22 protein-coding genes and 1 pseudogene are annotated in these 23,644 nt (G+C 64.6%); 15 read left to right on the forward strand and 8 right to left on the reverse strand.

Features of this window, described 5'->3' with window-relative positions; translation table 11 throughout:
- Positions 1–18 precede the first annotated feature (18 nt).
- From AC1D14_RS12465 to AC1D14_RS12480, 4 genes are all read left to right on the forward strand, one after another.
- On the forward strand, positions 19–972 hold the full coding sequence (locus AC1D14_RS12465; RefSeq protein WP_230117507.1) for a carbohydrate ABC transporter permease: 954 nt from the start codon (positions 19–21) through the stop codon (positions 970–972).
- Complete coding sequence (locus AC1D14_RS12470) at positions 972–1,910, forward strand: carbohydrate ABC transporter permease (RefSeq protein WP_290369716.1); 939 nt, start codon at positions 972–974, stop codon at positions 1,908–1,910. The genes AC1D14_RS12465 and AC1D14_RS12470 overlap by 1 nt, the downstream gene beginning before the upstream one ends.
- A gap of 53 nt (positions 1,911–1,963) precedes the next feature.
- Positions 1,964–3,676, forward strand: coding sequence for a glycoside hydrolase family 13 protein (locus tag AC1D14_RS12475; protein WP_230117508.1), 1,713 nt, complete (start codon positions 1,964–1,966; stop codon positions 3,674–3,676).
- A 117-nt stretch (positions 3,677–3,793) separates the two neighbouring features.
- The gene (locus tag AC1D14_RS12480; RefSeq protein WP_230117509.1) at positions 3,794–4,756 is read left to right on the forward strand and encodes an aldo/keto reductase; all 963 of its coding nucleotides are present in this window, start codon (positions 3,794–3,796) and stop codon (positions 4,754–4,756) included.
- Between the two features lie 89 nt (positions 4,757–4,845).
- Here the strand turns inward: AC1D14_RS12480 and AC1D14_RS12485 are convergent, their stop codons facing one another.
- Both AC1D14_RS12485 and AC1D14_RS12490 read right to left on the reverse strand, forming a co-directional pair.
- Positions 4,846–5,769 carry a TauD/TfdA dioxygenase family protein gene (locus AC1D14_RS12485; protein WP_476968571.1) on the reverse strand — a complete coding sequence of 308 codons (924 nt, stop codon included), beginning with the start codon at positions 5,767–5,769 and terminating at the stop codon, positions 4,846–4,848.
- Between the two features lie 49 nt (positions 5,770–5,818).
- The gene (locus AC1D14_RS12490) at positions 5,819–6,838 is read right to left on the reverse strand and encodes an ABC transporter substrate-binding protein (protein ID WP_476968572.1); all 1,020 of its coding nucleotides are present in this window, start codon (positions 6,836–6,838) and stop codon (positions 5,819–5,821) included.
- Between the two features lie 370 nt (positions 6,839–7,208).
- Here AC1D14_RS12490 and AC1D14_RS12495 point away from each other — a divergent pair, with 370 nt between their 5' ends.
- Both AC1D14_RS12495 and AC1D14_RS12500 read left to right on the forward strand, forming a co-directional pair.
- Complete coding sequence (locus AC1D14_RS12495; RefSeq protein ID WP_230117512.1) at positions 7,209–8,072, forward strand: HpcH/HpaI aldolase/citrate lyase family protein; 864 nt, start codon at positions 7,209–7,211, stop codon at positions 8,070–8,072.
- A gap of 197 nt (positions 8,073–8,269) precedes the next feature.
- A complete protein-coding gene (locus AC1D14_RS12500) occupies positions 8,270–8,494 on the forward strand; it encodes a DUF3188 domain-containing protein (protein WP_230117545.1) in 225 nt (74 codons plus the stop codon).
- Here the strand turns inward: AC1D14_RS12500 and AC1D14_RS12505 are convergent.
- Both AC1D14_RS12505 and AC1D14_RS12510 read right to left on the reverse strand, forming a co-directional pair.
- Complete coding sequence (locus AC1D14_RS12505) at positions 8,482–10,173, reverse strand: SulP family inorganic anion transporter (RefSeq protein WP_230117513.1); 1,692 nt, start codon at positions 10,171–10,173, stop codon at positions 8,482–8,484. The two genes, AC1D14_RS12500 and AC1D14_RS12505, sit on opposite strands and share 13 nt — an antisense overlap.
- Positions 10,174–10,196: 23 nt before the next feature.
- Entirely contained in the window at positions 10,197–10,589 is a 393-nt protein-coding gene (locus tag AC1D14_RS12510; RefSeq protein ID WP_230117514.1) for an ArsR/SmtB family transcription factor, read from the reverse strand.
- Positions 10,590–10,709: 120 nt separating this feature from the next.
- Between AC1D14_RS12510 and AC1D14_RS12515 the strand changes: the two genes are divergently transcribed.
- From AC1D14_RS12515 to AC1D14_RS12550, 8 genes and pseudogenes are all read left to right on the forward strand, one after another.
- Complete coding sequence (locus tag AC1D14_RS12515; RefSeq protein WP_230117515.1) at positions 10,710–11,171, forward strand: FAS1-like dehydratase domain-containing protein; 462 nt, start codon at positions 10,710–10,712, stop codon at positions 11,169–11,171.
- A 2-nt stretch (positions 11,172–11,173) separates the two neighbouring features.
- Entirely contained in the window at positions 11,174–11,611 is a 438-nt protein-coding gene (locus AC1D14_RS12520; protein WP_230117516.1) for a MaoC family dehydratase, read from the forward strand.
- Positions 11,612–11,625: 14 nt separating this feature from the next.
- Positions 11,626–12,942, forward strand: a complete 1,317-nt coding sequence (locus AC1D14_RS12525) for an MFS transporter (RefSeq protein WP_230117517.1) — start codon at positions 11,626–11,628, stop codon at positions 12,940–12,942.
- A 9-nt stretch (positions 12,943–12,951) separates the two neighbouring features.
- A complete protein-coding gene (locus AC1D14_RS12530; protein ID WP_476968573.1) occupies positions 12,952–14,019 on the forward strand; it encodes a UDP-N-acetylmuramate dehydrogenase in 1,068 nt (355 codons plus the stop codon).
- A 51-nt stretch (positions 14,020–14,070) separates the two neighbouring features.
- Complete coding sequence (locus AC1D14_RS12535) at positions 14,071–15,213, forward strand: winged helix DNA-binding domain-containing protein (protein ID WP_476968574.1); 1,143 nt, start codon at positions 14,071–14,073, stop codon at positions 15,211–15,213.
- Positions 15,214–15,459: 246 nt separating this feature from the next.
- Positions 15,460–15,609, forward strand: a complete 150-nt coding sequence (locus AC1D14_RS12540) for a hypothetical protein (protein ID WP_230117520.1) — start codon at positions 15,460–15,462, stop codon at positions 15,607–15,609.
- 285 nt (positions 15,610–15,894) lie between these two features.
- A complete protein-coding gene (locus AC1D14_RS12545) occupies positions 15,895–16,929 on the forward strand; it encodes an AAA family ATPase (RefSeq protein ID WP_230117521.1) in 1,035 nt (344 codons plus the stop codon).
- An 828-nt stretch (positions 16,930–17,757) separates the two neighbouring features.
- Positions 17,758–18,801 (forward strand): annotated as a pseudogene (locus tag AC1D14_RS12550) (IS110 family RNA-guided transposase); the annotation flags it as partial.
- Positions 18,802–18,891: 90 nt separating this feature from the next.
- On the opposite strand, the gene AC1D14_RS12555 reads toward AC1D14_RS12550, so the two are convergent.
- From AC1D14_RS12555 to AC1D14_RS12570, 4 genes are all read right to left on the reverse strand, one after another.
- On the reverse strand, positions 18,892–19,173 hold the full coding sequence (locus tag AC1D14_RS12555) for a winged helix-turn-helix transcriptional regulator (RefSeq protein WP_476968575.1): 282 nt from the start codon (positions 19,171–19,173) through the stop codon (positions 18,892–18,894).
- Complete coding sequence (locus AC1D14_RS12560) at positions 19,170–19,574, reverse strand: VOC family protein (protein ID WP_476968576.1); 405 nt, start codon at positions 19,572–19,574, stop codon at positions 19,170–19,172. The genes AC1D14_RS12555 and AC1D14_RS12560 overlap by 4 nt, the downstream gene beginning before the upstream one ends.
- Before the next feature lie 368 nt (positions 19,575–19,942).
- A complete protein-coding gene (locus AC1D14_RS12565; protein WP_476968577.1) occupies positions 19,943–20,569 on the reverse strand; it encodes a hypothetical protein in 627 nt (208 codons plus the stop codon).
- Between the two features lie 177 nt (positions 20,570–20,746).
- The gene (locus AC1D14_RS12570) at positions 20,747–20,938 is read right to left on the reverse strand and encodes a hypothetical protein (RefSeq protein ID WP_476968578.1); all 192 of its coding nucleotides are present in this window, start codon (positions 20,936–20,938) and stop codon (positions 20,747–20,749) included.
- A 512-nt stretch (positions 20,939–21,450) separates the two neighbouring features.
- Between AC1D14_RS12570 and AC1D14_RS12575 the strand changes: the two genes are divergently transcribed.
- Complete coding sequence (locus tag AC1D14_RS12575) at positions 21,451–22,764, forward strand: peptidase M16 family protein (protein ID WP_476968579.1); 1,314 nt, start codon at positions 21,451–21,453, stop codon at positions 22,762–22,764.
- Positions 22,765–23,644 lie beyond the last annotated feature (880 nt).

Here is a 23,644-nt window from a genome sequence, read left to right on the forward strand (position 1 = left end):
CCGAATCCAGGAGCCTTCATGACTACAACATCCCGGGTGGCCCAGACAGCCCGTCCCGCAGGACGCAAGAGACCGACTTCCGCCCCTGCCAGCCCCCAAAGATTCCGGTCCAAGCACAAGATCGACCCCGCGTACTACTGGATGGTGGTGCCCGTACTGGCGCTGTTCGCCTTCTTTATCACCCTGCCGGCACTCGTGGGCGTCTTCTTCAGCCTCACGAACTATGCCGGCTACGGTGACTGGAAGTTCATCGGACTGTCCAATTACGTTAATATCTTCAAGGACCCGGCGATACTGCAGTCCTACATCTTCACGTTCGTGTTCGCCCTGACCACCACCGTGGTGGTCAACGTCGTGGCGCTCGCCATCGCCCTTGGCCTCAACGCCAAGATCAAGTGGCGCACCGGCATGCGCACCGTGTTCTTCATCCCCATGGTGCTCTCCGCCCTGATTGTCTCCTTTGTGTTCAACTACCTGTTCTCCAACACCCTCCCGGTGCTGGCTGAACAGTTCGGCTTCACGCCGCTGGCCACGAGCATCCTCGCCAACGAGAACCTTGCCTGGCTGGCCATCGTGATCGTCACCGTGTGGCAGGCAGCGCCCGGCGCCACCATCATCTACCTGGCCGGCCTCCAGAGCGTGCCGTCCGAGGTCTATGAAGCCGCGGACCTCGACGGCGCGGGCAGTTTCCGGCAGTTCCACAGCCTGACACTGCCGCTGATCATGGGGTACCTCGTGATCAATGTGATCCTCGGGTTCAAGGGCTTCCTCGGAACCTACGAGATCATCGTTGGCCTCACCGGCGGCGGTCCCGGCATGGCAACGCAGTCGGTGGCAATGCGCATCTTCTCCGGCTTCACGGGCGGCGATTATTCCTACCAGATGGCGAACGCCGTCATCTACTTCCTGATCACCTTGTTGATCTCCGTTATCCAGCTGCGCCTCATCCAGCGCCGGGGGGTTTCTCTCTAATGACCGCATCCACACTTCCAGAGCCCATTGCCAGGGCAGCGGCGTCCACCGGCATCAAGTACGGCTTCCGCAGGCCCGGGTCCTCGCCCGCGGGTAAAACCCGCCGCTCCAACCGCGAAGGCTTCAAGATCAACTGGTGGCTCACTGCCCTGATGGTGGTTGCCTCGCTGACCGTCCTGCTGCCGCTGTACTTCACCGTGGCCATGGCGCTGAAGTCGCCGGACCAGATCGGCACCGGTACTGGCCTGGAATGGCCAAACCCGATGAACTGGGAAAACTTCGTCGCCGCCTACGTGGCCACCAACTTCCCGCGGGCCTTCATGTCCACGGCGTTCGTCACCGTGTTCAGCGTCCTGGGGTCCCTGGCCTGCAGCTCACTCGTTGCCTACGCAATTGCCCGGAACTGGAACCGGAAGTTCTTCCGCGGCTCCTTCGTGTACCTGCTCTCCGCCATGTTCATCCCGTTCCCGGTGATCATCCTGCCCCTGATCAAGCAGACAGCACTGCTTGGCCTGGACAACCCGGCCGGCGTCGTGTTCCTGCACGTCCTTGGCGGCATCTCCTTCAACACGCTGCTGTACATCGCCTTCGTCCGCTCCATCCCGGTGGAACTGGAGGAATCGGCCCGTATGGACGGGGCCACCACGTGGCAGGTGTTCCGTAAGATCATCTTCCCGCTGCTGGCTCCGATGAACGCCACGGTGGGCATCTTCGCTTTCCTTGGCTCGTGGAACGACTTCCTGCTGCCCCAGATGATGATCGCGGACCCTGCCCTGCAGACCCTTCCCGTGGTGCAGATGCTTTTCCAGGGCGAATTCAACACCAACTACAGCCTCGCATTCGCGTCCTACCTGATGGCCATGGCACCCACCCTGGTGGTTTACATCCTGGCCCAGCGGTGGGTACTCTCCGGAGTTATGCGCGGGGCCGTCAAATAGACCCAACTTTCCCAATCCAGCACCAACCGCAACCACAAGAAAAGGATCATCCCTTGTCCACCACTGCCACGCTGGCAACCCTGTCCGATTCCGACCGTCTGGCCGATCCGAACTGGTGGCGCCAAGCCTCCGTCTACCAGATCTACCCCCGAAGCTTCTCCGACTCGAACGGTGACGGCCTGGGCGACATCAAGGGCATCACGGCCAAGGTTCCGTACCTGAAATCACTGGGGATCGACGCCGTCTGGCTGAGCCCGTTCTACCCGTCGGCTCTCGCCGACGGCGGCTACGACGTCGACGATTACCGCGACGTGGACCCGAAGCTGGGCACGCTGGCGGACTTCGACGAGATGGCCACCGCGCTGCACGCCGCGGGCATTAAGCTGATCGCCGACATCGTCCCGAACCACTCCTCGGACCGGCACGAGTGGTTCAAGGAAGCCCTCGCCTCCCCGAAGGGCTCGGCTGCCCGTGACCGCTACATCTTCCGCGACGGCAAGGGCCCCAACGGCGAGTTCGCGCCGTCGGACTGGGACTCAGTGTTCGGCGGACCGGCCTGGGAGCGTATCACCGAACCTGACGGCACACCCGGGCAGTGGTACATGCACATCTTCGCCAAGGAGCAGCCGGACCTGAACTGGGCCAACCGGGAGGTCCGCGACGACTTCCTCAAGACCCTGCGTTTCTGGTCGGACCGCGGCGTGGACGGCTTCCGCGTCGATGTGGCGCATGCCCTGACCAAGGACCTCACCGAACCGCTGCTGTCCAAGCTGGAGCTGAGCGCGGCAAACACCGGCACCGATGGTTTCGCCGACGGCTCGCACCCGTTCTGGGACCGCGACGAAGTCCACGAGGTCTACGCCGAGTGGCGCGAGGTCTTCAACGAATACAACCCGCCGCGCACCGCCGTTGCCGAGGCCTGGGTGCACGCCACCCGCCGTCCGCGCTACGCCAGCCCGGAGGGCCTGGGCCAGGCGTTCAACTTCGACCTGCTGCAGGCCGACTTCGACGCCGAGGAATTCAAGGAGATCATCACCCGCAACCTGGCCGAGGCCGCCGCCACCGGTGCGTCCTCCACCTGGGTGTTCTCGAACCACGACGTCGTCCGGCACGCCACCCGCTACGGCCTGCCCAAGGGATCCAAGGGCAAGAAGCACGCCAAGGGCCAGGACGGCAAGGACTGGCTGCTGGCCGGCGGGCCCAAAGAGGAGCTGGATGTGGAGCTCGGTCGGCGCCGCGCCCGCGCCGCCACCCTGCTGATGCTCGCGGTGCCCGGCTCGGCTTACCTGTACCAGGGCGAGGAACTCGGCCTCCAGGAAGTCGCCGACATCCCGGACGCAGAGCGCCAGGACCCCTCGTTCTTCCGCAACAAGGGCGTGGAGGTCGGCCGGGACGGCTGCCGTGTGCCGCTGCCGTGGTCCGTTGAGGGAACCTCGTTCGGATTCGGCGACGGCGGCGCCCACCTGCCGCAGCCGGACTGGTTCAGCAAGTACGCCGTCGAGGCGCAGGACGGCACCGAAGGCTCCACCCTTGAGCTTTACCGCAAGGCACTCAAGCTGCGCCGCGAACTGCAGGCCGAGGAAGAGCTCGAGTGGCTCGAAACCGGCAACCCGGAGGTCCTGCACTTCACCCGCCCCGGCGGCTGGCAGTCTGTGACCAACTTCGGGGACGAGGCTGTTGAGCTCCCCGCGGGCACGGTGCTGGTCAGCAGCGCCCCGCTAGAAGACGGCAAGCTGCCGGCCAACACCACGGCCTGGCTGCGCTGACGCCACAGCTGAGAACGGCTCAGTAACCCGTCCCGGTGGCGGTACCCGTTGGGGGTGCCGCCACCGGGGCTTTTTAACGGACTGTGCCTCCGCTGGAGGAAGTGAAAGAGTGATGCAATGACTGAAAATTCGATTCCGTCCGGCAGGCTCCTCTATGGCTGCATGGGCCTGGGAGGCAGCTGGTCAGATGACCCGCACACAACCACGGATGTGGAAACCGCCGCTGCCGCCATCGAGGCCGCGATGGACATCGGCGTCACGCTGTTCGACCATGCGGACATCTACCGCGGCGGCAAATCCGAGGCGGTGTTCGGCGAGGTCCTGGCCGCTTCGCCGGGCCTGCGTGACCGCATCCAGCTGCAGACCAAATGCGGCATCCGGCTCAACGAGCGGGGACTGGAGACCCACTACGACCTGAGCGGTGACGCCATCATCGAGCGGGTCAACGGCAGCCTCGAGCGCCTGCGCACGGACTACGTGGACGTCCTCCTGCTTCACCGCCCCGACCCCCTGGTGGACCCGGCGGAGGTGAGCGCCGCCGTCGGGAAGCTGATGGCCGAGGGCAAGGTGCGGGCGCTGGGCGTGTCCAACATGTCGGCTGCCCAGATCGAGTTCCTGCAGGACAGCCTCGAGACACCGGTGGTGGCCAACCAGCTGGAACTCAGCCTGCTCAAGCGGGACTGGCTGGAGAGCACGGTCCTCGTCAACCATCCGGAAGCCGGAAGCTACAGCTTCCCGCACGGGACGCTCGAATACTGCGCCAGGCACGGGATCACCCTGCAGGCCTACGGCGCCCTGGCGCGGGGACACTACACCGGCAATCCGCCCGAACGGGTCACACCTGCCGAGTCCGCCACCGCCGAGCTGCTTTCGGACATGGCGCGGGAGAAGGGAACAACCCGGGAGGCCGTGCTGCTGGGCTGGCTCATGAAGCACCCGGCGGGGATCGCCCCGGTGATCGGGACGGCGAATGCGGACCGGATCCGGGCCTGTGCCGGAGCCGCCCGTATGGCCGAGACCATGACCCGGGCCGAGTGGTACCGGCTCTGGGTCACCGCCCGGGGGAGCAACATCCCTTAAAGCCCAACGAGCTCGCAGTTGGTGTCGTTTTGACGCCTCAAAACGACACCTCATGCGAGCTAGATGGGGCAGGGCCCGACGGCGGGCCGCTAGTTCAGCGGGGCGACCTCCGAGTAGGTGGAGGAGTCGCCCTTGAGCGCCTGGCTCTGCGTGCCGTCCACGCTCACGGGAATGTCGCCGGCAATAGTCACGCGGTTGAGCTTGCGGGGCTGGCCGTCGTAGTTGTCCGGCGCGTAGTGCTGGGTGATCCGGTTGTCGAACAGCACCAGCTGGTTCGGCTCCCAGTTCACCCGCACTACGTTCTCGGGCCGGGTGACGTACGCCTGCAGCAGCCGGATGATGTCCTTGGACTCGGTGTTGGACAGGCCCACGATCCGCAGGCGCTGCGCGAAGCCCCCAATGAACAATCCGCGCTCGCCGGTCAGCGGGTGGACACGCACCACGGGGTGGGCAGTCTCGAACTTCAGCCGGGTGAACTCCTTGCGGCGCTGCTCAGCGTTCTGGTGCTCCAGGTTCTTGGGCACGGAGTAGTCGTAGTCATTGGTGTGGATGGCCCACAGCGTGTCCGCAAAGTTCCGCAGCTCATCGGGCAGGTCCCGGTAGGCGGCCGCGGAGGAGGCAATGAGTGTCTCGCCGCCGTAGGCCGGCAGGTCGATGCTGCGCAGCGTGGACGCCTGCGGCGGATTGACCACGAACGTGACGTCGGTGTGCCAGTTGTTGGCGGAGCCGTTTTCACTGTCCACCGGCAGGACGTTTTCCTCGCCCTCCACGGAGGCAACCGTAGGGTGGGCCTTGGTGAGCGGTCCGAAATGGCTGGCGAACTTCACCTGGGCCTCGTCGGAGAGGACGTTGGCTTCCCGGAAGACGAGCGCCTTGTGCTCATTCAGGGCCGCGCGGATCTGCGCCACTGTCTCGGCACTGAGGTCCCCGCTGAGGTCCAGTCCGCGGATCTCGGCGCCGATGCGGGAGCCCAGCTTGGCGAATTCGAGCTTGGTTTCGGTGATAACGGTCATTGTTCTTCCTTACTGTCGTGTCGGTTGCGGTGGATGATCCTGCGGTGGATTACTTGGCAATGAGGCCGTTGAACTCGTTGGTGTAGAGCTTCTTGGGATCAAGGTCGTCCTTGATGATCCCGACAGACTTCAGGTAGTCGTTCCAGCGGGTGAAGTCCTCGTCCTTGATTTCGCCCTTGGCGGGCACGCCCACGCTCTTCCAGTACTGCAGGGCGGCGGGGTTCTCATTCCGGCCGCGCTCCTTGATGATCTTCGTAAAGCGCGCAATCACTTCCTCGCGGGGCGTGGTGCGTTCCCATTCGATCGCCTTCGCGACGCCCGTGGTGAACGTCCGGGTGGTGTTGGGGTTCTGGGCGATGAAATCCTCGCGCAGGACGTACGGGCCGCCGGCGAACGTGCCGAACAGCTGCGAATCACTGAAGACGGACCGCAGCCCGCCGTTCGCGATGGCCTTGTCCTGAAGGATGCTGCCCAGCGAGCCGGCGTCCACCTGGCCGCGGCGGATGGCTTCCTCGGTGTCGTTGGGCGGGACCACCACGAGCTGGACCTRCTTGATCTCGTCAGCGGTAAGACCGTTCTTGCGGAGGTACGTGTTGATGACGGCTTCCGAGTGGGCGCCCAGGGTGTTCACAGCGATCTTCTTGCCGATGAAATCCCTGGCCGTCCGGATGGGGCTGTCCTCCTTGACGTAGAAGCCGTTGAAGGTCTTCTTGTCCTCGCCGTAGTAGTTGATGACTGCCTTGACCGGCGCCCCGGCCTCGATCAGTTTCACTACGGCTCCGGCGAAGGCCCCGCCGAAGTCCGTCTGCCCGGTGGCTGCCGACTGGATGTCCTGCGGGCCGCTGATGGTGTTGCCCACCCAGTTCAGCTTCACGTCGCCCAGGTAGCCGAGGTCTTCGGCGAGTTCGGGGAGGGTCACGGTGTTCGCCCACCCCTGGTAGCGGAGTTCCTTCACCTCGGTGGCTCCGGGTTCGCCCGTGCCGCCCACCGAGGGGCCGCCGCAGCCGGACACCGTCAGGGCGATGACGACGGCGGCCGCAGCACTCAGGATGGTCAGGTGTCGTTTCATGTGAAGTTCCTTCAGTGGATTCATGCTTGTCGCGGGGTGAATGGTTCGGTGCGGAATGGTTCAGTGGGCGGGTCCGTGGCGGCTGGTTTTCCGACCGTCCCCTGCCCGCCGCAGCGGCCGATGGATCGATGTAAGCGCACTTCCGCGCCGCACGAAAGTGCCCGGTTCACGGCGGGAAACCCTTGGAAATCCGCGGAAATACGGCGAAACGAAAGGTCATGAGGCGCCCGGTTTCGTCAGGTGAAACCCTGTGACGGCCGGCATGCGGAGTTGCCCGCGGGACAATAGACTTCCGCTTTTGGTCGTATTGGTCGCCGCCGGGGACCGGTCATCTTCGCCTTACCGGGCGCGGGCCGGATACGGTAGAAGCATGACGTCTTCTTCCACCGCCGAGATCACCCGGCACGAACGCAACATCCCTGCCGAAATCGCCCGTTCGTGGCTGCTGGTCAATGCAATGAAAACTGAACTCTTCGACCAGTCGGCCGTGTCCCGTGCGGATTCCATCATTCTGGACATCGAAGATGCGGTGGACCCCTCGCAAAAGGATGCAGCCCGCGACAACGTGGTGAACTGGCTGACCGGCGGCGGCCAGGCCTGGGTCCGGATCAACGACGCCACCAGCCCGTTCTGGGCGGATGACCTCGCGGGCCTTCGCGGCACCCCGGGTCTCCTGGGCGTCATGCTGGCCAAGACTGAATCGGCGGACCAGGTCACGGAAAGCTTCCACCGGATGGACGGCAAGACGCCCGTGATCCCGCTCGTGGAGAGCGCGCTCGGCATCGAGGAAGCCAACCACATCGCCAAGGCCCAGGGCGCGTTCCGCCTCGCCTTCGGCTCCGGCGACTTCCGCCGTGACACCGGCATGGCCGCCACCCCCGAAGCCATGGCCTACCCGCGCGCCAAGCTCGTGGTGGCCAGCCGCGTCGGCAACCTGCCCGGGCCCATCGACGGCCCGACGGTCGGCACCAACCACCCGATCCTGCGCGAGCAGACCGGCATCACCGTGATGATGGGCATGACCGGAAAGCTCTGCCTCGCCATCGACCAGACCAGCGTCATCAACGAGGTCATCAGCCCCACGCCGTCGGACGTCGCCTGGGCCACGGACTTCATGGCCGACTTCGAAGCCAACGGCCGCGTGATCCGCGACGGGTCCGACCTGCCGCGTCTGGGCCGTGCCGAAAAGATCATGAAGCTCGCGGTAGCCTTCGGCGTGCAGCCGGCGCTGTAGCCCGCGCCAGCATTTCCAGGAGACCCCGTGACCGATACCCGCTATCTGGTGCACGGGGTCTTTTGGGAGGGGCCTCCGGCGGCTTTCGCCGGCACCCGCCCCGGTCTCCGGCTGTGCGGACGGTGGCAAACACTGCCTCGGTCATGCCAAGGTCTTTTCGCCCACTGATTGCGGGCACGGACTAGTAGACTGTCATGGTGCTGAACGAATTCTGGGCCGTTGCGCCCACATCCTACAAGATTCTGGTTTTCAGCGCGATGGGCCTGATCGCCGCCGGAATAGTTCTCAACATTGCCGGCAACGCCGCCCACAATCAGGGCCTAATGGTCGCGTCGCTGCCAGTGATCGGCGTGGGCCTGCTCCTGCACGTCGTGGCGCTGGTGATCCGCGGCCAGCACGTCAGGAAGAGCTACAAGAGGTAGCCTGCGTTCCTTCGGACATGGCTGCGCGCGTGCTCTATCGCCGCCGGCAGGTCGGTGAAGAGGTGCTTATGGTGGCGCAGGGACCGGATGACACCCACGTTCGTGACCAGCGCCAGGTGCTCCGGCCGTACGCCCTTCAGTAGCACGGTGATGCCGCGCAGCTCCAGGGCAGCGATGACCTCCACCAGTGCGTGGGCTCCCGTGGCGTCCAGCAGCCGCACCTGAGACAGGCGGATGACCGCCACCTGGATGTCCTTCACTTGGCTGATCTCCTGCAGGATGCGTTCAGCCGCGCCGAAGAACATCGCGCCTTCGAGCCTAAAGATGGCAATGTGGTCGTCGCCCTCGACCGGCTTCTCTGCAATCTGCTCGCGCCGTACCCCGCTGAGCGAAGCAAACTTCCGCAGCGTCAGCAGTGCAGCGGCCGCCAGCCCGATCTGGATGGCAACAATCAGGTCAAAGGCCACCGTGATGACCGCCGTCAGGACAAAGACGGCGGCGTCCGCGCGGGTGGATCGAAGGATGGCGTTGACAGTGCGGGTTGAGACCATCCGTGTGGCTGTCACCATCAGAATCCCGCCCAGCACCGCCAGCGGAATTCTGCCCACCAGCCTTGCCGCGAGGTAGATGATGGCAAGCAGCACCAGGGCATGGACGATGGCCGACACCCGGGTTCTGGCGCCGGAGCGAACGTTGACGGCCGTCCTGGCGATGGCGCCGGTGGCCGGCATGCCGCCGAACAGCCCGGCCGCGATGGAAGCCAGCCCCTGCCCGGTGAGTTCGCGGTCCGGGCTGTAGGGGCCGCCCGGCCTGCTGTCCGGTCCGGTCATGCCGGACGCGACGCGTGCTGACAGCAGGGACTCGATCGCCGCCAGCGAGGCGATGGCTACGGCAGGCATCAGCAGCCCGCTGAGGGCGCCCAGTTCAAGAGACGGCAGGCGGGGCGCCGGCAGGGAATGGGGGAGGGTCCCGATGCGGGGGATGTCCAGGCGTAGCAGTTCCGCCGCTACAGTCACCAGCAGCACTGCGATCAGGCTTGCGGGAAGGGACTTGTGAAGCTTGGATGCCACCAGCATAACGGTGGCCACGGCTGCGACCACTGCCAAAGTCTGGAGGACCATCGGTGACCTGGCTCCCGCGGCTGCCTCGACTGCTGCCAGAAGCGTGTTGTGTCCGGGAAGCCCTGCTGTGCCGGTGGCCAGCGGCACCTGCTGGAGGAAAATGATGGCTGCGATGCCCAGCGTAAAGCCCTCCACCACGGGCCAGGGGATGAACGCAACGGCCCGCCCCAGGCCGCTGATCCCCAGTGCACAGACCATCAAACCGGCCAGCAGAGTCACGAGTGCGACGCTGCCGGGCCCGTGGGCGGCCACCACAGGGGCCAAGACCACCACCATGGCGCCAGTGGGGCCGGACACCTGCACATTGGATCCGCCCATGATTGCCGCCACTAAGCCCGCCACCACGGCCGTGATCAGTCCTGCCTCGGCACCCACGCCTGAACTGACGCCAAAGGCTAGAGCCAGCGGAAGGGCCACGATGCCTACTGTGATGCCGGCAAGAAGATCCGTCCGCCAGGAGGAGCGCAGACCGTCATAGTCGCGCCCAGACGGAAGAAACTTCCAGAGCGCCGATTTCAGCCCGGGCGTCCGCAGCTGCGCCTTGTCTGGCCGTTCCATGCCTGCCGTTTCCGAGCCGGCGCTCATGCCGAGGGGCCGGCGGGGTATCCGCTGGGCAGGTGCGTGCTGGGCAAATCCTGCGCAAGCCGGAGCTGCTCGTTCGAATCCGCCAGTGTGTCCAGTAGGAATGCCCGGGCAATGGCCAGGAGCTCGGCGATCTTGGGGTGCGCGATGCGGTACGTCACCACGTTCGCTGAGCGGACGGACGTGACCACCTTGTGCCGGCGCAGTGTTGCCAGGTGCTGGGACAGATGCGAGGCTTCCAGGCCTGTTTCGGACAGGAGGAAGCTCACCGGGGCGGCGGTGTCCGGGGCGGCCGCCAGCAGCTCGAGGATCCGGATCCGCGCCGGATGCGCAAGCGCCTTGAAGAGGTTCGCCTTGATTTCGTACAAGGGTGCCTGGGCTGCGGAAATCATCGTGACCTGCCGTTCCTGTTCAGACCGGCCCGTGGCCCGAATTGATGGAATGATGAATTCATCATATCACCCGGCGGGTAACAGCCGGCTGTGGAGGGGGGAAACGATAGGCTTGAGGGCATGACTATCAATCCGGATCTGCAGGGTCGGAGCTACCCTGCCGCAGAGGTGTACGACGTCGGCCGCGAGAAAATCCGGGAGTTTGCCCGCGCAGTCAAGGCCACGCATCCCGCCCATTTTAACCTCGACGCCGCGCAGGCCCTGGGCCACCGCGATCTCGTGGCTCCGCCAACTTTTGCCATCATCATCGCACAGCGTGCCGACGCCCAGCTGATCGAGGATCCGGAGGCCGGCATCGACTTCTCCCGCGTGGTCCATGCCGACCAGCGGTTCACCCACCACCGCCCCATTTTCGCAGGTGACCGACTAGTGGCTGAGCTGCACGTCGACGGTGTCCGTGCCATGGGCGGCGGTGCCATGATCACCACCCGCGCGGAGATTTTTGCACTCACCGACGCGGACGGGCGGGAGCCTGTGTCCACCACCAAGTCATCCATCCTGGTCCGCGGAGAGGGACAGTAACCATGAACCCCACCTTCGAAGAACTGAGCGTCGGCCAGGACATCGGCACCCGCAGCATCGGCGTCACCCGGCAGGATCTGGTCAAGTACGCGGGCGCCTCGGGGGATTTCAATCCCATCCACTGGAACGAGGCCTTCGCCACGGGCGTGGAGCTTCCCGGCGTCATCGCGCACGGCATGTTCACCATGGGCGCTGCGGTGCAGCTGGTGACCGACTGGGCAGGTGACCCGGCCGCCGTCGTCGATTACCAGACCCGCTTTACCAAACCGGTGCTGGTCACCGACACCACCGGGACCGCCGACGCCGGAGCGGTGATCGAGGTCAGCGGAACCGTCGGCGCGCTCGACGCCGAGGCGCGCACCGCACGCGTGGACCTCGCCGTGGTCTTTGACGGGCAGAAAGTCCTCATGAAGGCGCAGGCTCTGGTCAGGGTGTCCTGAAACGTGATGCGTTCTTGAGTTCCACAGCCGTCCAGGCGCCGGAGGTCACCCACTGGCGAAATGCGGTGGTGGTGGCCTACGCCGCCAGCGGCATTGCCTTTGCCTCCTGGGTCTCCCGGCTGCCTGCCATCCGGGACGGCCTGGACCTAACTCCGGGGACCATCGGGCTGCTGCTGCTCTGCATGACGGCCGGCTCCTTTCTGTCGGTGTCGGCCTCGGGACTGATCGTGCTGCGGCTCGGGTCCAAACGGACCATCCGGACCGGCAGCATCATGGTGGGCATCGGACTTGTTCTGGCCGGATTCGGAACGTCGGTGCTGGCTAGTCCGCTGGCGGTTGCCGCCGGACTGGCCGTCATCGGGCTGGGCACGGCGAGCTGGAACACGGCCTCCAATGTGGAAGGCGCCGCGGTGGAACGCGCCGTGGGACGGCACATCATGCCGCGCCTGCACGGCGCATTCAGCCTCGGAACCGTGACCGGCGCAGGCCTTGGGGCCTGGGCGGCCGGAACGGGCGTGCCGGTGTTCTGGCACCTCGCCGCCGCGGGCCTGGTAGTTGCCGGTTCGGTGACGACGGCGGCCCGCTGGTTCCTCGCGGACGTCACCCCGATTGGACGGGACTCCACGTACCGGCAGGACACCTTCGAAGACCCCATCACGGGCCCGATCCCCGTCATCCGCCAGGGAGCCGAGACAAGCGAGGCCCCACTGGACAACAAGCGCAAGATCGCCCAGGCCTGGCGCGATAAGCGGACACTGCTGCTGGGCGTCATGGTGCTCGGCCTGGCGTTGGCCGAAGGCGCGGCGGGGGACTGGGTGGCGCTGGCGCTTGCCGACGGCCACCACCAGTCGGACGCTGCCGGTGCGGCGGGCTACGGCATCTTTGTCACGTTCATGACGGTGGGCCGGTTCGCCGGAACCGTGGTGCTGGACCGGTTCGGCCGGGTTCCCGTGATGCGCTGGTGCTCGGCGCTCGCCGTCGCGGGACTGGCACTGTTCGTTTTCGCGCCAGTTCCGTGGCTGGCCTACACCGCCCTGGCCGTGTGGGGGCTTGGTGCGTCGCTCGGTTTCCCGGTGGGAATGTCCGCCGCCGCCGACGACCCTGCCAAGGCAGCTGCCCGGGTGTCCGTGGTCTCCACCATCGGCTATGGAGCTTTCCTGTGCGGGCCGCCGCTGCTGGGCCTTCTGGCCGAGCACGTCGGGATCCTGCACTCCCTGCTTGCTGTCATGGCTGTGCTGGTGGTGAGTTTCCTGCTGTCACCGGTGGCGCGGAAGGAGCCTGGCCCAAGCGGGCGCAGGCACAATAACGGGCGGGGCGGCAATCCAAGTTAAGCTGGACGGGTGACTCCCACCATGCTTTCCGATCTGACCACGGCTGCCGTCGGCGGCCCCRCCGGCAACTATATCGAGGCCCGCACGGAAGCGGAGATCATTGACGCGGTGCGGACTGCCGACGCCGCCGGGGAGCCCCTGCTGATCATCGGCGGCGGATCCAACCTGCTGATTTCCGACGACGGGTTCCCCGGAACCGTCGTGAGGATCGCCTCCGAGGGGTTCACCGTCACCGCGGAGGACTCGTGCGGCGGCGTTGCCGTGGTGGTCCAGGCCGGCCACAACTGGGATGCCCTGGTAGAGCATGCGGTGCTGCACGCGTGGTCCGGGATTGAGGCGCTCGCCGGAATCCCCGGAGCCACCGGCGCCACCCCGGTGCAGAACGTGGGAGCGTACGGATCCGATGTTTCACAGACCATCGCCGCTGTCCGCACCTGGGACCGGGAACGCAACGCCGTGCAGACATTCACCAGCTCCGAGCTCAAGTTCGGTTACCGGGACTCCATCCTCAAGCAGACCACTGTTAACGGCTCCCCGCGCTACGTGGTGCTCACGGTCGAGTTCCAGCTGCCGCTGGGACGGATGAGCGCCCCCGTCCGCTACGCCGAGCTGGCCCGGGTCCTCGGCGTCGAGCAGGGCCAGCGGGCCTACTCCAACGACGTCCGCCGTGAAGTCCTCCGGCTGCGTGCCTCCAAGGGGATGGTCCTCGACCCGGCAGACCGAGACGCGTACTCCACCGGCTCCTTCTTCACCAACCCCATCGTCTCCGCAGAGGTGGCGGCAGGGCTTCCGGAGAATGCGCCGCAGTATCCGGCCGGATCGGACGGCCTGGTGAAACTTTCCGCGGCGTGGCTGATCGACCAGGCCGGGTTCGGCAAGGGCTTCGGGCTGGAGGCCGGAAGCGTTTCCGGTGGCAGGGCCTCGCTGTCCACCAAACACACCCTGGCCATCACCAACCGGGGCTCTGCCAGCGCCGCCGACATGGTGGCGATCGCGCGGGAGGTGCGGGCCGGCGTCGTCGGGCGTTTCGGCATTGAACTTCACCCGGAGCCGCTGCTGATTGGCGTGGAGCTCTAAAGCCGTGGTTGCTGCGCTGACCTGACGTGCCGGCCGTCCTAGGATGGGCCCATGGCATCGGTGACGCGGACACGGGTTACGGCAAAGATTCTCGGCCGGCTGCGGCTGGCCTCGCAAGGGCTGCTGGGGGAGGGGTTCGCCGGCGTTCCGGAGGCTGTCCGCCGGATGACGGCGATGCAGGCCCAGGACCTTCAGGCCGCGCTGTGGGCCGTGGGCCTGCGGGTTCCGGGCGCGGGGCTCAGCGACGTGCGGGCCGCCCTGGACGCGGGAACCGTTGTGCGGTCGTGGCCCATGCGCGGCACCCTCCACCTGCTGGCCCCGGAGGATCTGCGCTGGATCCTGAACATCACCACGGCACGGCTGGTCCAGGGCATGTCGAGCCGGCACCGACAGCTGGAGATCACCGGCAGCGACGTTGACGTCTGCCGGAAGGTCGCACTGGACCTTGTCTCCGGAGGGCGCGGGGTTTCCGGAGGGCGGGACGTTTCTGGAGTGCAAGGCGCCACGCGCGGGGAGCTGTTCGCGGCCTTCGACGCCGCAGGCCAGCCTCCCACTGGGCAGCGTGGCATCCACCTGTTGGGTCTGCTGTGTCAGAGCGCGTCGCTGGTGCCCGGGCCGCTGGACCGGAACCAGCAGAAGTTCGTGGCGTTCGACGACTGGATCTCCTCCTCGCGAGACCTCGGCCGCGAAGAGGGCATTGCCGAGCTGCTGCTGAGGTACCTGCGCAGCCACGGGCCTGCGACGGTGCGGGACTTTGCCTGGTGGTCCAGCATTCCCCTGACAGAGGTCCGGGCCGCGCTTCCTGCCGTCAGTGGAGAGCTCGTGGAACTGGAGTTTGGCGGAACAAGCTACTGGCTCTCACCCGAGACAGCCGCGCTGCTCGACGACGTCGTGCCCGGCCAGCGCACTGTCCTTGCCCTGCCGGGGTTCGACGAATTTGTCCTCGGGTACACGGACCGGAGCCTGGTGCTGCCGCCGGAGCATGCCCAGAAAATCGTCCCGGGCGGCAACGGAGTGTTCAAGAAGGCGATCGTGGCTGGCGGCGAGGTGGTCGGAACGTGGGCGAGGCATGGAACCGGGCGCAGTGCCTCGTTCGTTCCGGTGCCGTTCGATGACTCCAAGCCCCTGGGCCCGGCGACCTTGGCAGGCTTCACCAGGTCCGCCTCGCGGTATGAGAGGTTTCTCGCGTCCTGAGGCCTCGCGGGTGCTGCCGCAGCAGCCGTCCCGCCCCGTCTCCTCCCGCACGATCGGCCTCCGCCCGCATGACCGGCGGCCCGGGGCAGCAACGGTTGTGCGCCCCGGCGCGGTAGCGGCCTCCCCCGCTCGCTCCTCCGGCCGCCGATAACGCTGACGCGGGCGCAGCACCCACAAAGGGCAAGGGCCTGCCGCCGGGCTACAGTGAGAGTGCAACGGAGACCACTCACGCCAGGGAGCAGCACCATGAGCCACGACTTCATCCTTACGGACGACGACGCCGCACCCGCTGATGCCACCCACGCCCAGGACATGCTGGAAGTCTCCATGCTGACCATGCCCCAGACGGGTTCTGTCGTGGATATCTCCTGGGAAAAATCCCCGCTGGACCAGTAACCTCCGCAGCGACGACGCTGCACCACAGATTTCCTTTTGCTGAGGGAAAAACTGAGGCCGGCCCCCTGAGGGGCCGGCCTCACCTCTTTAAACACTGACTAAAAGGGCCTCGTTTAAACACTGACTAAAAGGGCCTCGCTGCGCTCGGGCTGTAGAAGCGTTTTTCTGTTTTTTGCTGCTGTCCTGCGGATCGTATGTGCCCGCGTGAATACTACGACCAAAAGGGAGTTGATGCTGGTGAGGCCAACCCCACCCCGGTCGGGAATCGAGTACTACAGTGGATGCATGGCTGCCAGCCGCAATCCGCTCGACGACCTGCGCGAAACCATCGGCCATCTGACCGATCAGCTCAGGCTGCACGGTTCGGAGCGCGTTGACGACCTGGTCGGCGATCTCATCGGTGCGAGGCCCGGCCCGGCCCGGCCGCTGTCCGAGGTGCAGGCCGAGCTCGACGCGCTGGTCGGACTGGAGACCGTGAAGGAACAGGTGCGGGCGCTCGTCGCACTGCTCCAGGTCCAGGCCCGGCGTAAGGCGCACGGCCTGCCGGAGGTGGCCACATCACAGCATCTGGTGTTCCTCGGAAATCCGGGCACGGGCAAAACCACTGTGGCGCGGCTCCTAGCCGAGATGTACCGCGCGGTCGGTCTGCTGCAGAAAGGCCACCTGGTCGAGGTTGACCGTTCGGGCCTGGTGGGGCAGTATGTCGGCGCGACCGCCATCAAGACGGACCGGGTGATCCGGCGTGCGCTGGACGGCGTCCTGTTCATCGACGAGGCCTACGCGCTGGCCCCGGAGGACGGCCGGATGGACTTCGGTCCCGAGGCGATCGAGGTCCTGCTCAAGCGGATGGAGGACCACCGCCACCGCCTGGTCGTGATCGTGGCCGGGTACCCGCGGCTGATGGAGTCCTTCTTGCTCTCGAACCCCGGACTGCGCTCCCGGTTCGCCCGCGAGATCACGTTCCCCGACTACTCCGTCGACGCACTTCAGACGATCTTCCACCAGATGCTGGCCCAGCACGAGTACACGCTGGAGCCGGGTACGGACCAGATCCTGCGCCGCATCCTCACCGGGCTCCACGCGGGTGAGGACTCCGGCAACGCACGGTTCGCCCGCACGCTGTTCGAGCAGGCGCTCAACCGCCAGGCGCTGCGGCTGTCGCTCGACGAGGAACAAAGTCTCGACGCGCTCGATCGTGAGGCCGTCATGACGCTCACCGCGGACGACATCGTCGAGGCCGCGCTGGCCTTGGGCGAGGAGCCGGAGCCGGAACCGACCCCGGAACCGGAGCAGTCACGCTGGTGGCACTGGCTGGTCTGACCGGATCTGCGGCGGCTGTCAGGCGAAGGCCCGTCCCGCACCCGAGCGGGAAAAGCACAACTATTCCACTGACGTGCAACCCTAGGACAGCTTTCCTACCCACCCCAAGCTTGCTCGCTACGGCCCTGGACCCGCAACGGTCGCAAACAGCGCCACCGCGGCTTCGCGCTGCTCCTCAGACAACGAACTGCCCTTAAACATGAAACTGCTCCCCGTAAGTTAGAACTGAATTTTCAGTTCACTTCAGGGAGCAGTTCACTATGGGGTTGGCCTCACCTCTTTTGAAGACTGCACAAAAGGGCCTCGCTGCGCTCGGGCTGTAGTAGCGCTTTTTCTGTTTCTTGCTGCTGTCCGGCGGATCGTACGTGCCCGCTCCACCGGCTCAACCGTCCTGCGGACGGCTGCACACCGGATGGATTGTGTCGGCGCTGCGCTTATTTCCTCCCACAATCCATCCGCTGCTTGCCCTTCGGGTGCCCGGGCTCCGTCGGGCACAGCTACGCGTTGCTCCGCCAGCAGGCAAAAAAACAAACTGTGAGTCTTTACGTGGCTGGTCTGGGACTAGCTGGCAGTGTTGATGCCGGTCGTTCTGCTTGGCGCGTGACTCGAAAAAACAATTGCCCTTGAGGGTGCGTTTCCCCCGATTTGTCCGCGCTGGGTGGAGCGGCCGGCGTTGATCTGTCCCACGTCGGTGGCTTGATTAGAAGCTTGCCCAGCCTCTGAGGTTGTGGCTCATCACAGTTTTGCCTCGGAGTGACTCTTCCCAGGTCCGGCGCCGGTCGTGCTGCGACCAGTCTTGCCCGTTCGAAAGGAAGGAGGGTGGCCGCGTTGTCTATCGTTGCGCAGACCCGCCCGTTCGTCATCGGCGTGGACTGTCACGCCCGCACTCACACTTACGCCATCATCGAGGCCAGCACTAAGCGACAGGTCGCGTGCGAGCAGTTCCCGACCACCTCGGCAGGGATTTCACGCGCACTTGCCTGGGTAGGCCGACGGACGGACGGCGATATGGGGTGTCTGTGGGCTGTTGAGGGTATCGGCTCGTATGGGGCCCGTCTGGCCAGGGCAGTAACGGACGCCGGTTACGATGTCGCCGAAGCTCCACGTATGAACGCCCGAGGCCGTCGGGGGCTGGGCAAATCGGACCCATTGGACGCCACGGCCATCGGAGCCGCTGTCCTGGGCTTGGAGGAGTCCCAGCTCCGAGCCCCGCGCCGGGATGAAGGAACCCGTGCCGGACTCAGGATCCTGAGCACCGCACGGGATCAGCTGACGCGGGAACGAACAATGAATGTAAATGCACTCATCGCCTTACTCCGGGCACACGATCTTGGAATCGACGCTCGTAAACCGCTGGTTCCCGCCCAGATCGCCACGATCACCAGATGGCGGGAACGGCAGGAGCAGATCGAACTGTCGATCGCGCGCGAGGAAGCGGTTCGGTTGGCGCGCCGCGTTCTCGAAGTGACCGCCCAGCTGACTGCGAACCAGAAGCGCATGACAGAGCTGATCCAGCAAAGCCCCGCCGCGCCACTGTTGGAAATCGTGGGCGCCGGGGCTGTCACGGTCGCCACTGTCCTGACAGCTTGGTCGCATCCAGGAAGGGTTCGCAGCGAAGCTGCCTTCGCATCACTGGCAGGGGTGAATCCCTTGCCAGCTTCAAGCGGTAACACGGTCCGGCACAGGCTCAACAGGGGCGGTGACAGGCGCCTCAACCGAGCCTTGCACACCATCACCATGACCCGGATGATCCACGACCCCGGAACTCGGGAGTACGTCGCCAAACGCACCCAAGAAGGCCGGAGCTACCGCGAAATCCGCAGATCCCTCAAGCGCTACCTTGCCCGAACCCTCTATCGCCAGCTCAACACCCTTTACGCCTCCATGGATCCAGCCCGCCCACGTGTTGGCGGGGCGGAGCCCCGCCAACTCGTCGGAGCGTATCGCGATTCCGCGCCACGCCTAGGCCTCTTCGCTGCCCCAGCGTCTTAGCGCGATGATTGCCTCACGCAAGGCAAGCCCGCGATCGGTCAGCGCGTATGCCCGGGTGTTGTGCCGGAGGGGCAGGCGGGACAGTACCCCGGCCGCTTCGAGCTCGCGCAGGCGGGTGGCGAGAATGTTCGTCGGCACTCCGAGGTCGCGCTGCAGATCGCCGTAGCGCTGCGGCCCGTCGAGCAGCCGCTCCACGATGAGCAGGGCCCACCGTGCTCCAACGATATCGAGGGCCGCGGCGAGGTCGCTCACTCGGTCGGATCGGCATCCGGTTTCATCCAAAACGGCGAGTAGTGGTAGCCGTCAGGGTCGTCGAACTGGCGCTGGTACATGAAGGGGTAGTCGTCGATGTCACCGATCCGCCCGCCGGCGGCACCGGCGCGCTCGACGAGCTCATCGACCGCCTGACGGCTGCCGAGGTCGAACGAGACCGTGACCTTCGAGGGCGTCTCTGGTCCGCCGACCAGCTCCTCGGCGCCACCGACGCTCGCATACATCTCACGGCTGCCGAGCATGACGTACTGCTCGGGCGCGATCGCGAAACATGACACGTTGTGATCGGACATTTCTGGGTTGAGGGTCCAGCCCAGGGCGGTGTAGAAGGCGGTCGCACGCTCGACGCTCTCGACCGGGCAGGTGATGAAAAGGCTCATGCGGCTCATACTTGCAAAATGCAAGTATGACGTCAAGATCTCGGCCGCGCTGTCCGCAACTTGCAGGCGTCCAGGAGCGTTCAGAGGTACGGGCGAGTAATAGGGACCAGACCGTGGCGTTGGGCATTGGTGCAGAGAGGGATCGGTTCACGGGCGGGGCCATACCTAGCTTGGCGAGGAGTGGTTTGTCGCGCTCCCTTGGGACCAGCCAGAAATTGTCTCGAAACCCTAGCGTTTCGAGACACTTAGGTTTCGAGACAGGCGGTCAGATGAACCGGAGTAGTTCCCGGTCGACCCGATTGCGCGTCGGAGGGCTGACCCGCCGACCCGCAGGGTTCCATTTCACAATTGACCGGGCACTCTCAGGTTTATCTCTCTGACCCAACGGACCGGGACCAGCGGTCCCAATAGTAGGCGGCGGCCTGCAGGAACTCTTGGCTGTATGGCGATGACGGCTCGTCGCCGTCAGGACGTATGGACCTCCACACCTCGCCCACCAGAGGCGTGCGCGGCTGATCGATGTCAGGCCACTCTTCCGGCGACAACCCTTTCTGGGCCTTCTTCAGTCGGTTCCCGTGTTGACGGAGTAAGCGATCACGCTGTTTCCGGAACCGGGTGGATTCGTCCTCCGTCGCTTTCTTGTCCTTGAGGTACTGGTAGATTGACCCGTCTGTCTGCCAGAGAATCGGAGCCAGGTCCTTGAGTGTGGCAGGGGCGTTCTCATGTATCGAGGCGGCCGGAATTTGATCGGGGTGCTGACTGACAAGCGAGGCCAGTACGTTGGTCGGGGTCAGATGGTTGGTGGCAATGCTCTCTCTGATGCTTGGGTCAGAGTCCTGGGCCAGGATGGCAATGACTTCTGGCGACAGGTCGTCGCGGCCGGTCAGATCCCACTTCTCGTGATGAGTGCCCGTTGTGGCGATCTTCTCGTGAAGTTCCTTTGGCTGCTCCGGGAAGTACTGGCTGTCGTAGGTGTACTCAAAGGAGAAATCCATGGCATCAGCCTAATAGTCACAATCGGTGATCGCTCAGTCTTGGTGCCTCCGAGGAACGCTCAACGCAACAGACATAACCTCTCGCAGGATGAATCCGGAACGGGGCGTTGTCATCAACGGATCGGAGCTCGAAGCGAGGCAACCATCGACGGCCTCAGGGAAGTACGTATTCGAACCTCACTTTGTCGTCCTGGTTCCCGCGAAAGCCATGAATAGGCCGAAGGCCGCGAAGAGGCCGCCGATCACCAGCCCGAAAAAGAGCACTTGCTGCCAGCCCCCCACCAGGTAACCGACCAGGCCCCAGCCGACGACCGAGACGACAATAATCAGGAACCCCCGCAAACGTTTCTTTTCCCCGAATATGCTCATTTTGTGTTCCTGACCGGTCTCGCGTGAGTTGAAGAATATGCTGCTGGCAAGGACAGGCAATTAACCAGCCCGCTCCTTCTGGGACACCCTGGTTTTCTTGGCTCGAGCATAGTTTTGAAAAGCATCCCGGTCGACTGCTAACCCAAGATCAACTTCGATCGGGGTCCGACGACTAAGTGGCAGTAGCAGATGGAGTCCTGGTTGCTGACCGCGTTGCTCGGGAATGCGGTAGGGGAACCCCATATGGGACGGATTGCCCTACGCGGTCTCCAGACAGCCAAGTCTCTCGTTTTGCTCATTGATCCGGTCTCGTGGTCGTGTCTGGGAGACTGTGACTCATGAGGCAGTTGGTGAGGAAGGGTTCGCACAAAGGCATTCCGTCGTATTCGGTGGACCGAGGCGGCATCTTCACCGGATCGCTTATGTTTGGAGTTGGGTTCCGCGATGAACCAGTGACGCTGGCTGGCATTACTCATTTGGTCGAGCATGCCGTTCTCCGTATGGTGCAGCCGGTGACTTTGTGGCATGGCGGAGCGGTGCAGATGGATTCGGTTGAGTTCTACGCCTGTGGCGACGCCGATGCCGTTGCCGGCTATCTCAATGCTATCGCCGCTGCTTTTTCAGGTTTTACGGATGTGAGCGAGGAAGATCTCGCGCTGGAAAAATCGATCATGGAAGCGGAAAACCCGCAAGGATTCAGTACAGTGTCCAGCGGCTTGCTGACGTGCCGGTTCGGAACGAACGGGCAGGGTGCCGGGCACTTTGGCTCCCCGACGATCACAAGCATCAGCCGGGCCGAAGCGATCGAATGGGCCCAGCGATGGTTCACGGCAGAGAACGCGGCCCTCGCCTTCACCGGACCCGTACCCGGCTCCCTGGAAATTCGTCTTCCGCAGGGTACCCCGGTCACCCGGCACCAGCCCGCACCCGTCATCACAACGCCAACCCTGATCAGGTCGCAGAAGAGCGGAGTGGCGCTGTCCTTCTTGGTCCCGTCGACGAATGCATCATTCCTTGGAGAGGCACTGAGATATGAGCTGCTCGCACGGCTTCGGCACCCCAGCGGCCTCATCTACTCGGTCCTGATTCTCACAACGCGGCTCGATGATGACTGCTGCCAGCTCGACCTCATCCTCGACCCGGCCGCGGCCAACACGGCCGCAACTTTGCGGGCCAGCGTCGCTGCTGTCCGTGACGTGGCCGCTGGGGGCTTCACCGACGACGCGCTTCAGGCCGCCCACCACGCGCTCCAAGCATTGTTCACCTGGGACGATACCGTCGCTTCCGATTACCTCACTCAGATGGCAGTCAACGACCTTGTCGGACGGTCCACCCCAACGAGGCAGGCACTACTCGACGACGCCGCCTCAATAACTGGAGCTGAGTTAAGGGCCGTCCTGACGGCATCCCTGAAATCACTCATCGTTGCCGTCGACGAGAACACCAAGGTCCGCAAAGCCGACGCGGCCGCACTGGAACTGACCTTGGACCCGTATGACATCTGGCAGTGCCACAACGGAACAGACGACCTAAAGCCGCGAGAGTCCCCCGACGGGCAGCGGAAATGGCGAAGCAAGACGTCTAAGGCAGCCTTAACGCTCACAAAAACCCACCTGCTGAAGCTCGAATCAGGCAAAACGAAGTCGATAAATCTGGCCGACGTCATCCTCGTCGGTGACCGCAGCTGCGGCTGCATCTGCCTGATGGATGGGCGCGGAAGAAGCACCGAGGTCCACACCGATGACTGGAAAGATAGCAAGAAACTCAGATGTAAACTGCTGAACGCCTTTCCCACCGACATTGTCCGCCAGTTCCCGGAGGAGTGAAGGGAGCAGGAAAATCCACTGCGGGGGCTGCCAATGCAGCCCGCACGCGAACGCCTCACGGCACAAGTCGCTAGTTCTAGTCCATGCTTCCCCTTCGGGAACGCTGAATGGTGCATATTCCGCACTGTGCCGAGACCGGCAAGTAGTTGGAGGTGTTTCCGCCGGCAGTGTTTGGATATGACGTTAGGGGAAGCGCAATGGCGGTAAGAGCAGTTGTCGCGAAAACCTTTGCAACGACGGCCAGCCTGCTGTTCGCCGGCCTTGTAGGTGCTTGGTTTGCGATAAAGATCAAATAGTCTGCGGATCTTGCGGTTCCCGCTTGGTCTCAGGAATTCAGAGTGACGACTGCAACGGTGCTCTTTGCTCCGTTCCTAGCTTTGATATTCCTGTGCGCAAAGCCGCGGCTCGTCTTTAAACAAGACCCTTGGTGGGGAAGCCTCTTCTTTGGTGGCTTGGCGTTCCTTTGGCTCTTTTGCGCCCTGTTCCTGTCTGTCTTCGTCGGCTTTGGCGGATTCTAGACCACAGCCGAACGCTAACCAGGGGGCACGTTCCGAAACGCCTGGGAGCGTAGACAGTAGCTGCTTCTGGGGATAGCTTCAGGGCATGGGCATGCTCTCGCGGCTAGTGAGAAAGCTGGCGGTAACGGCGGTGGGCGCCGTGATGGCGCTGACTGCTGCAGGGTGTACTGCGGAGCCGCCCTCTCCGTCCACGTCGGGAAGTGCGCTGCCGGGAAATATCCCGGCCAACCTTTGAAACCAGGGAACTCGGGACCCTCTTCGGCCAGTGGGTCTGGCTGGGATCAAGCCAACGGAACCGCTGGTCGCCACGTCCTATGATGAGGGCACCGACACTATCGGGGACTGGCGGTTGATGGACATTA

Source organism: Arthrobacter sp. P1_B11 (genome assembly GCF_056406715.1).

Bases quoted from the DNA above. Each gene is read 5' to 3' on its own strand.
- AC1D14_RS12480 (WP_230117509.1), top strand. From the start codon at position 3,794: ATGACTGAAAATTCGATTCCGTCCGGCAGGCTCCTCTATGGCTGCATG.
- AC1D14_RS12520 (WP_230117516.1), top strand. From the start codon at position 11,174: ATGAACCCCACCTTCGAAGAACTGAGCGTCGGCCAGGACATCGGCACC.
- AC1D14_RS12505 (WP_230117513.1), bottom strand. From the start codon at position 10,173: ATGGAACGGCCAGACAAGGCGCAGCTGCGGACGCCCGGGCTGAAATCG.
- AC1D14_RS12545 (WP_230117521.1), top strand. From the start codon at position 15,895: ATGGCTGCCAGCCGCAATCCGCTCGACGACCTGCGCGAAACCATCGGC.
- AC1D14_RS12515 (WP_230117515.1), top strand. From the start codon at position 10,710: ATGACTATCAATCCGGATCTGCAGGGTCGGAGCTACCCTGCCGCAGAG.
- AC1D14_RS12470 (WP_290369716.1), top strand. From the start codon at position 972: ATGACCGCATCCACACTTCCAGAGCCCATTGCCAGGGCAGCGGCGTCC.
- AC1D14_RS12565 (WP_476968577.1), bottom strand. From the start codon at position 20,569: ATGGATTTCTCCTTTGAGTACACCTACGACAGCCAGTACTTCCCGGAG.
- AC1D14_RS12540 (WP_230117520.1), top strand. From the start codon at position 15,460: ATGAGCCACGACTTCATCCTTACGGACGACGACGCCGCACCCGCTGAT.
- AC1D14_RS12495 (WP_230117512.1), top strand. From the start codon at position 7,209: ATGACGTCTTCTTCCACCGCCGAGATCACCCGGCACGAACGCAACATC.
- AC1D14_RS12465 (WP_230117507.1), top strand. From the start codon at position 19: ATGACTACAACATCCCGGGTGGCCCAGACAGCCCGTCCCGCAGGACGC.
- AC1D14_RS12560 (WP_476968576.1), bottom strand. From the start codon at position 19,574: ATGAGCCTTTTCATCACCTGCCCGGTCGAGAGCGTCGAGCGTGCGACC.
- AC1D14_RS12485 (WP_476968571.1), bottom strand. From the start codon at position 5,769: ATGACCGTTATCACCGAAACCAAGCTCGAATTCGCCAAGCTGGGCTCC.
- AC1D14_RS12570 (WP_476968578.1), bottom strand. From the start codon at position 20,938: ATGAGCATATTCGGGGAAAAGAAACGTTTGCGGGGGTTCCTGATTATT.
- AC1D14_RS12510 (WP_230117514.1), bottom strand. From the start codon at position 10,589: ATGATTTCCGCAGCCCAGGCACCCTTGTACGAAATCAAGGCGAACCTC.
- AC1D14_RS12535 (WP_476968574.1), top strand. From the start codon at position 14,071: ATGGCATCGGTGACGCGGACACGGGTTACGGCAAAGATTCTCGGCCGG.